7 protein-coding genes are annotated in these 8,212 nt (G+C 66.4%); 1 reads left to right on the plus strand and 6 read right to left on the minus strand.

The genetic code is table 11. The features are described from left to right. Window positions 1-70: 70 nt before the first annotated feature. The 6 genes from H629_RS0111300 to H629_RS0111325 form a co-directional block, all read right to left on the minus strand. On the minus strand, window positions 71-961 hold the full coding sequence (locus tag H629_RS0111300; protein WP_024357366.1) for a glycosyltransferase family 2 protein: 891 nt from the start codon (window positions 959-961) through the stop codon (window positions 71-73). Then, on the minus strand, window positions 949-2,607 hold the full coding sequence (locus H629_RS0111305; RefSeq protein ID WP_024357367.1) for a glycosyltransferase: 1,659 nt from the start codon (window positions 2,605-2,607) through the stop codon (window positions 949-951). The genes H629_RS0111300 and H629_RS0111305 overlap by 13 nt, the downstream gene beginning before the upstream one ends. Before the next feature lie 49 nt (window positions 2,608-2,656). After that, complete coding sequence (locus H629_RS0111310) at window positions 2,657-3,400, minus strand: DapH/DapD/GlmU-related protein (RefSeq protein ID WP_024357368.1); 744 nt, start codon at window positions 3,398-3,400, stop codon at window positions 2,657-2,659. Window positions 3,401-3,640: 240 nt separating this feature from the next. Then, a complete protein-coding gene (locus H629_RS0111315) occupies window positions 3,641-5,590 on the minus strand; it encodes a DUF6541 family protein (RefSeq protein WP_024357369.1) in 1,950 nt (649 codons plus the stop codon). Then, window positions 5,587-5,961: a DUF2304 domain-containing protein gene (locus H629_RS0111320; protein ID WP_024357370.1), complete on the minus strand. Its 375-nt coding sequence runs from the start codon at window positions 5,959-5,961 to the stop codon at window positions 5,587-5,589. The genes H629_RS0111315 and H629_RS0111320 overlap by 4 nt, the downstream gene beginning before the upstream one ends. Before the next feature lie 9 nt (window positions 5,962-5,970). After that, the gene (locus H629_RS0111325) at window positions 5,971-6,669 is read right to left on the minus strand and encodes a glycosyltransferase family 2 protein (RefSeq protein WP_084705405.1); all 699 of its coding nucleotides are present in this window, start codon (window positions 6,667-6,669) and stop codon (window positions 5,971-5,973) included. Window positions 6,670-6,839: 170 nt separating this feature from the next. Here H629_RS0111325 and H629_RS14625 point away from each other — a divergent pair. Continuing rightward, on the plus strand, window positions 6,840-8,212 hold a 1,373-nt coding region (locus H629_RS14625; protein ID WP_420835250.1), incomplete at its 3' end, for an LGFP repeat-containing protein.

The following is an 8,212-nucleotide window of genomic DNA, read 5'->3' on the forward strand; positions in this document are numbered from 1 at the left end:
TGTGCGAGCACTATGCGCGGGCTCGGTCTGTGCCGACTTTCCCGCCCGACCGGAGGACTCCGCGGGAGTCTTAGACGACCCGATCGATCTGCGGGTTGAAGCGGAATCCCTCCCAGAGCTTCGCGATCATCTGCTTCTGCAGCCGGCGCTTCACCCGCCCGCGGCGCATGCCGACGACGACCTGCGTCGCGAACATGAGGAAGTGCGGCAGTGACTGGTGGTGGCGGCGATACGAGGCCTGGTTGCGGATGCCGTAGGCGAACTTCCAGGCGTTCTTGTCGTCGATCATGCCGAAGTTCACGCCCTGGTTCTCGCCCATGTCATGCACGGTGACGCTGTCGAGCACCTGCACGCCCGGGCACGCCTTCGAGAGCCGCAGCGTGTACTCGGCGTCGTCGAACCAGATGAAGTACTCCTTGTAGGGCAGGCCGTAGCGTTCGAGCGCCCAGCGCGGCACGAGCACCGACACGAACGAGCAGCTCGTCACCATCACGGAGTTCTGGCCGATGGCGAGCAGCCGGCCCCAGTCCCAGGTGGGCACGGGGTTGTTCATCTCGCAGATGGTGCCGTCGATGTACTTCACCACGGAGCAGGCGAAGGGCATCTCCTCGCCGAGCTCGGCGGCGGCCGAGTCGAATCCGGCGATCAGCTTCTCGAGGGCGTCGGGCTCGGGGTACCCGTCGTCGTCCATGATCCACACGAAGTCGGCGCCGAGTTCGTAGCCGCGCCGCATACCCGCCGAGAAGCCGCCGGCCCCTCCGGAGTTGGTCGGCAGCGAGACGATCTCGAGGTCCAGGCTCGACTCGAGCGCGGCGAGGTACTCGCCGGTGCCGTCGGTCGAGGCGTTGTCGACGATCACGAGCGACGAGGGAGCGTGCGTCTGCGCCTCGATCGAGGCGATCACGGTCTTCAGCTTGTCGAGTCGATTGAACGTGACGACGACTGCGGCTACGCGTGCCATTGTGCGAAGGTCTCCTTCATCCATTCGTGTGCGCTCTGCAGTTCGCCGAATTCGGCGACGCGCTCGCGCTGCTCGGTCCACCGCAGCTCGCGCAGCTGCTCGCTCGCGGCGAGCTTCGAGATCACCGAGGCGGCCGCCCCGATGAACGGCCGCGCCGGGCGGGGTGCGAGCATCTCGCCCTGCACGATCGTGCGCTGGGAGCCCACGTCGGCCGACAGCACCGGCACCCCGGCGGCGACGGCCTCGAAGGTGGTGAGGGTGAGGCCCTCGTTGATCGAGGTGACGACGAGTAGATCGGTCTCGGCGAGCGTCGCCGCGACAGGGGTGTCCTCGTAGCGCTGCTCGATGATTCCGCGCAGGCCGAACTGGTCGATCAGGCCGTTCACGATGTCGCGCATCTCGCCGTCGCCGTGCATGATGGCGTGGAAAGGGAGCCGCGACTTCCGCAGGCGGTGCACGAGCATCAGGAAGACGTCGGGGCGCTTCTGCCGCGAGAGGCGGCCCACGAAGGAGACTGTGAAGGGGTCGCGGGGGTCGCGGGTCCTGAACCCGGTGGTCTCGCCGACGGTGAGCGCGGTGAGCGGGGCGAGGTCGACCTTGCCCGGGTCGATGCCCTGCACCTCGGTCAGCCAGCGCACCAGCTCGGGGGAGATCGCGTGGTGGGTGTCGATGAAGGCGTCGTACTGCGCCGAGATGCCGGGGTAGCCGCCGCCGAGGTACTCGACGATGTGCAGCGAGTCGACGACGGGCAGCCCGGGGCGGTGTCGCTTGATCCACGGCAGGCTGAGGTAGAGCCACTGGCAGTGGTGCAGCATGACGCCCGACAGATCGAAGTTCTCGAGGATCGCGTGGGTGAGCGCGATGTCGAACTCGTGAAGGTGCTCGCGAAAGCTCTGCGCGATGACGATGCAGCCCTCGAGCTCGGGGCGCGTGAGCCAGGGGTGCACCGAGTTCTGGTCGGTGACTACGACGGGCAGCAGCCCGGCATCCTTCGCGAGTTGGATGCTCTCCACCGCCCAGCGTTCGGCGCCGCCGGTCTGCAACCAGTGGAGGCCGAAGAGCACGGCCTGCGGGGCGCCCGCGGGCGGTGCTTCTGGGACATGCTGCCAGGCGTCGATCACCGGGAGACTGCGTTCGGCCGAGGCGTCCTCGGGGTGGCGCGGAAGACGCCCCGAGATCGCACGTTCACGCCTGCGCATGATCGTCTCGCGTACGGTATCGAGCACCACGGGGGCGCGGCGCTCGAGTTCCCGGTACACCGTGCGTGGGAGGGACACCGGAGCGGGCGACTCGGTCGTCGCCGGCGTTGCATCCGCGTGCCCGAGGCGGACCCAGCGGACGATCGCGCGTTCCGGCGGGACTGAGGCGATCGAGCCGATAGCTCGGCTGCGGAGTTCGATGACGCAGGCGACTGCGCCGTCGAGCGCGCTTCCGTCGATGGTGCCGGCGTCGGTGAGCGCCGGCACCTCGGTGATTCCGCCGATACCAACGCGGAGTTCGAGCCGGGCACCCGGGTTGCGGAGCGAATGGTAGTTCGCCGCTGCGTTGAGTTGCGCGGCTTGGAGCTCAGTGAGCTCGAGCGTCTCGAGGGCAGCAGCGACGTCTTCCGCGTGGGTGAAGAGCGGGGAGTGGAGCGAAACGTTCATAGCGTCTCCAGCCTAATCGTCGCGTCGGCAGGGCGGCTTTCGCCGCGACTCAGCGCCGGCCATCGAGCGCTGCGTGCAGCGGCATCCTGTCCTGCGCAGCGCGCCACGCATCGAGATCGGTGACCAGTGGCGAATCCGCATGGAGGTCGAGCGGCTCCTCGAGTAGGAGGTCACCGGCGGAATAGCGAGCGGCGAGCAGCGCGGCCTCCGCAGCCGGGACACCGAACCGCTCCATGCCGACAGTGTTTACCGAGCGGAGTCGCGCGGGCGACCCGAAGGCCTTCGCGTACGGGGGGACGTCCCTGGCGATCGGAGTCCCCATCCCGATCATTGCGCCGGCGCCGATGATCCTGCGCTGGTGGATGCACGCATTCATCCCGATGTTCACGCGCGGGCCGATGATGCAGTGCCCGCCAATACTCACTCCCGCCGAGATCGTTGTACCGTCGCCGATGAGTACGTCATGCGCAACGTACGCCCGGGCAAGGATCCAGCACCCCTCGCCAATCGTCGTCTCGCGGTAGCTGCCCTGATGGAGCACCGCGTTCTCGCGGATCACCGTCCTCGCGCCGATCCGAACCCCGGAATGCTCGAGATCGCCGCTCCATGCGGTGTTCTGCCGGAGATTCGACATCTCGGGAGGGGCACCGATCTGGGCGCCCGGGCCGATCCAGACGTCGTCGCCAATGAACGCAGGGCCGAGGATGACCGCGCCAGGGCCGATTGAGACGTTTGCGCCCAGCACAACGCCGTCGCCGATGAATGCGAGCGGGCTGATGCGAGGATCGGTCATCGGAGGCACCCGCGTTCGAAGCGCTCCGAGGAGCCGGCGAGCGGCCGTCGTCGGCGAGTCGGGCTGCTGTGGACTCGTGCAGTCGGGCAAAGCCCGATCAGTTCGCTCGTGATCGTCACAGACACTCCTTGCAGATAGTGGGGTGACACAGCGCAGGTGGATTGCCTGCCGCTCGTCCGCAGACAATATTGTATGGCGTGCGCAGCCCGGCTTCCTCTTCCGGCCGGTGGACAGGAGGCGCTAGGCACCGCAATCCACGCGGTACAGGACAGCCGTTCCCTCCTGGTCCACAGGGGTGAGCGCTGGTGACCGGGACAGGTCGCGCAGCCCGATGAACGGAGCTCGCAACTCGTCGGTGCCCCCGGCGTAGAGCTGGTCACCGAAGTCGAGCATGAAGTCGACATTGAGGTCGGTGAGGAGGGTGCACGCCTCCGGCTTGGGAAGATCTGCAAAGCGCGCACGAAGGATATTGGCGTTCTCTGAGTAGTTGCCTTGCAGGTGTCCGAATACCGTGGGCCGGCCGCTGAGCGCGAGTACCAGGCCCGCGCCGGACCAAGGGTCGCCGGCGACGATGTCGCCCTCAGGCACGATCTTGTCGAGGCGTTCGAGGAGCACAGTCTCGTCGGTCGAGAGGAGCGCGCCAGCCTCGGGCACCGCGTGCAGGTCCGACAACCATCCCTTTTGCGCGGCAAGTGCTGGACTTGCGCCGCCTGCGGCCACCAACACCACCACGACAGCGCCTCCCAGTGCAGGCAGGAGCCGCTGGGTGCGCTGACGAAGCTGCGGTGCGAAGCGGCCCATACCGTCGACAGCGGAATCGTAGAGCCACGCAGCGGTTACCGCGGCGAGTGGTACCGCGACTATGGGGATGAGCGCGGCGAGTCGCGCAGCATCGCTATACCAGGGGCCTGTGATGAAGTCGCGCACGGGGCCGGTGAAACCGATAGCCACGATGAAGAGCGCAACCGCGATCGCGTAGGAGCCGAGGAGCCAGCGGTGGGAGCGACGCAGGAGGAGCGCGAGTGCGCCGGCGAGGACCAGGACGGTGACAAACCAGGCGCGTCCCCCCACGAAGGGACCGTTTGTGAGCGCGAGCTCAAGCGCGCGGATGAACGAGATGTCGTCGTAGGCGCGGGCCTCAGAGGTCTGGAGGTAGCGCCAGAGGACGATAGGCGCGGCGATGCCGATGCCGAGTGGAATGAGTCGCACGAGCTTCGCAGCCGAGCTGAGGTCGCTTCGGAAGACGCGGAACGCTGTGGCGGCGAGAAGGGGCGCGGCGAGTATCGCGAGTGCGGGGAGCGCGTTCGGGTGGGAGAGCGTTGCCGCCCCGGTGGCTCCCGCAGCCGCGATCCAGAGCGAGGCGGTAGGAGCGCTGTTGCCGGGCGTTGCTGGTCTGAGCGCGAGATGCAGAAACCCGAGCGCTGCCGGCACGAGCGCAGTCGACAGCAAGTTCGGGTACAGCACTCCCCAAGTCATGAGCAGGTAGGGGAAGGCGTTGAACGCTGCCGCAACGACCGCGGCGAGAAGGAGATGCGCCGGACGCCGCCCGAGGAACGGGCGCGCGAAGAACACTATCGTGACCGGCCAGATCCATGCAGCGACGACGATGGCGAAGATGTTCGTCGCGACGGGCACCGACGCTCCCGAGAGCTGCGCGACCAGGGCGACGGTGGCGTGCCAGACCGTGGGGTAGAAGCTTCCCGCTGCGCCCGCCGCAGAGACGTTAAAGTCCAAGGGCGAAGCGCTGCCGCTCAGGAGGATGTGCGCAGCAGCGTTGAGGTGGAACACCGCGTCAAAACTCTGTGAGATATGGCTGGGGTCGTCGATTGCAGTGGCGAGGAAACCCCCGATGAGGATTGCCGCGAGGCCGACTCCGCCGCAGATTGCTGCAGCGGATCTGAGCTGCATCGCTCTCGGAGGCCGCTGCCGTGGAGAGAGAAAACGGCGCAACGGGAGCGGAATGGCACCGAGCACAACGCCCACGACGAGTACGGGCAACGGTCCCCATGATAGGCCGAACAGCGGCAACACCAGCGTGCTCAGCGCGATGACCACGAAGGATGCTGCGATTGCTCCTGCAACGAGGGTCAGGCCTCGCAAGCCCAACGACCACGCGAGCAGCAGACCCGGCAGCACTGTGATCCCCACGGCCACAAGCAGCACGGGAACTGCGGCGAGCCAGGCGATCATGCCGTGGGCCCGGTGATGTCCCGGCGGTCGTTCAACTGGTCATCTCGACGTGCCTCGATGAGTGCTACCGCGCGCGCAAGCTCGGTGACTCTTGCATCGCTGCGAGCCTTCGCGCGCACCGTCGCGACGGCGAAGAGCAGCATCATGATGATGAAGACGTAGAGCAGCAAGTCAGTGCCGCGGCCGATCCCGAAGAAGTTCGCGACGATCGTGAGCGCGCTCGGGAACAGGATCGCGAAGGCCGCGACGAGTACGAACAGGATCGCGAAGATCCGCTTGAGCGCGAGAGAGCGTTCCCCGGGCAGGAACTTGACCGCGAGCGCGGCGGCGACCACGATCGCCGCGATGAGGAGGAACTGGAAGATCGACATCGTCTTCTCCTAACGAATGATCAGGTCGATGAGGATGTTGACCGAATTGAGGAGCGACTGGCCCTTGGCTTTCGAATAGTCGCTGTAGATGACCTCGACTGGCTGCTCGGCGTAGGGCAGGCCTGTGCGACCGAGCTGCACCACGATCTCGGTGCCGTGCGCCATGCGATCCTGACGCAGCTTGATGCGCGCCAGGGCGTCGTCGCGGATCACGCGCAGACCGTTGTGCGCGTCCGTGAGTCGTGTGCGCGTGGTGAGATTGGTGACCCACACCGCGGTCTTCAGCACGATCTTCTTGAGGAGACCCGGCTTGGTGCGGTCATCGAGGAACCGGGATCCGAATACGATCGCGAGATTCTCGGTTCGTGCGCGTTCGAGCATGGTCGCTGCGTCTTCGACGCGGTGCTGGCCGTCCGCGTCGAATGTCACGACAAAGCGCGCGCCGCGTTCAAGCGCGTACTCGAAGCCGGTCTGCAGCGCCGCCCCTTGGCCCAGGTTGATGGGGTGCGTCACCAGCCGCGCGCCCGCCGCTTCGGCGATGCGACCGGAGCCGTCGCGGGAACCGTCATCGATGCAGACCACGTTCGAGAAGATCGGGGTGAGGCCGCGGATGACGTCGCCGATGACCTGCGCCTCGTTGAAGAGAGGAATGACGACCCACGCATCGTCGTTGAGCGTGCGCAGATCGCCTGAGGGGGCAGGATTCATGGTCTCCATTCTGGCAGACCCGGATGGGTGACGGGGTTGTGCGGCCCGGCGGTCGTTGGCGAGACGCTCCGGTCGCGATTAGGCTGAGGCGAAACGTTCAGTAACTACTTGAGGCTTTAGAGTCTCTGCGACGAGGAGTGCCGGTGCGAGCCAGGATCAAGTGGCGCGGTGTGCGAGCCGCGGCGATCGCGATGTGCGCGACCGGCGCCGCGGTGATGGCGCTGCTCGTGCCCAGCATCACGGACGCGCCGGCTTACGCGAACCCATCGGCCGGGTTCGACGCCGGCAACATCATTGACGACGCGCTGTTCTACGATGGCACTGCCTGGAACGCTGCTCAGATCCAAACCTTCCTCAACCAGCGCGTTCCGCGCTGCACGATCGGCGATCCTGGCCGAGGCGCCTACACGCCCTGGGGCAACACCCTGATCTCCGGTGCCTGCCTCGGCGGCTCGTACTGGACGACTGCCGCACGACCCGCCAACGCCTACTGCAGTGCCATGGCGGGCTCCGTGAACGAGAGTTCGGCGAGCTACATCGCGCGCGTCGGGGCGGCGTGCGGCATCAGCCCGAAGGTGCTGCTCGTGATGCTCGAGAAGGAGCAGAGCCTTGTCACCGACACCTGGCCGACCGTGCGCCAGTACGATTTCGCGATGGGCTACGATTGCCCCGACTCCGGGCCGAACAACTCGCCCAACTGCAACAGCGGCGCGGGGGGATTCCCGGCGCAGATGTATCGGGGTGCCTGGCAGCTGAAGGTCTACAAGGCGTTCCCGAACAGCTACAACTACAAGCCGTTCCAGTCGAATCGCATCCAGTGGCACCCGAACGCCGGCTGCGGTGCTTCGGATGTGTGGATCGCCAACTGGGCCACAGCAGCGCTTTACATCTACACTCCCTACCGCCCCAACCAGGCCGCGCTCAACGCCGGTTGGGGAACCGGAGACGCCTGCTCGAGCTACGGCAATCGCAACTTCTACAACTTCTACACGAGCTGGTTCGGCAGTGTGCGCTCGGTGTACCCACCTTTTGCGGAACCGTGGATCGCCAGTGGCGGCACCGCAGGCCAGTACGGTGCGCCGCTCGCTCCGCCGGTCGATCACGGCTACTCCGTGGTAACTCAGGAGTTCGGGAACGCCACGATGTATTACAACTCCTGGCTGGGTGTGCGCGTCGTGACCGGTGGTATCCGACAGGCTTACAAGCAGACCGACGCGGTGAAGCGACTCGGCCCCTGGGGTACGCTCGGCTACCCGACCGATCTGGAACGCAGTGCCCCCGGAGGTATGTATCAGTCGTTCGATCGAGGCGTGATCTTTTGGTCTCAGCGCACCGGTGCGCAGCCAGTCATGGGCGCGATCCTGCCGCTCTACAACTCCGAGGGCGGTCCGGGTGGATATCTCGGGTACCCGCTAACCGGCGAGCAGGGCATCGCAGCCGGGGTCAAACAGGAGTTTGAGCGGGGTACGGCGTATTGGTCGAATCGGACGGGTGCGTCGGTGATTAATGGTGCGATCCGTGGGTTGTATCTGAGTGAGGGTGG

Origin of the sequence: Leucobacter chironomi DSM 19883, assembly GCF_000421845.1 — a bacterium.
In the GTDB taxonomy this organism is placed as follows: Bacteria; Actinomycetota; Actinomycetes; order Actinomycetales; family Microbacteriaceae; genus Leucobacter; species Leucobacter chironomi.

Excerpts from the sequence above, each read along its gene's own strand:
- H629_RS0111300 (WP_024357366.1), bottom strand. The coding sequence starts at position 961 with ATGGCACGCGTAGCCGCAGTCGTCGTCACGTTCAATCGACTCGACAAG.
- H629_RS0111305 (WP_024357367.1), bottom strand. The coding sequence starts at position 2,607 with ATGAACGTTTCGCTCCACTCCCCGCTCTTCACCCACGCGGAAGACGTC.
- H629_RS0111310 (WP_024357368.1), bottom strand. The coding sequence starts at position 3,400 with ATGACCGATCCTCGCATCAGCCCGCTCGCATTCATCGGCGACGGCGTT.
- H629_RS0111315 (WP_024357369.1), bottom strand. The coding sequence starts at position 5,590 with ATGATCGCCTGGCTCGCCGCAGTTCCCGTGCTGCTTGTGGCCGTGGGG.
- H629_RS0111320 (WP_024357370.1), bottom strand. The coding sequence starts at position 5,961 with ATGTCGATCTTCCAGTTCCTCCTCATCGCGGCGATCGTGGTCGCCGCC.
- H629_RS0111325 (WP_084705405.1), bottom strand. The coding sequence starts at position 6,669 with ATGAATCCTGCCCCCTCAGGCGATCTGCGCACGCTCAACGACGATGCG.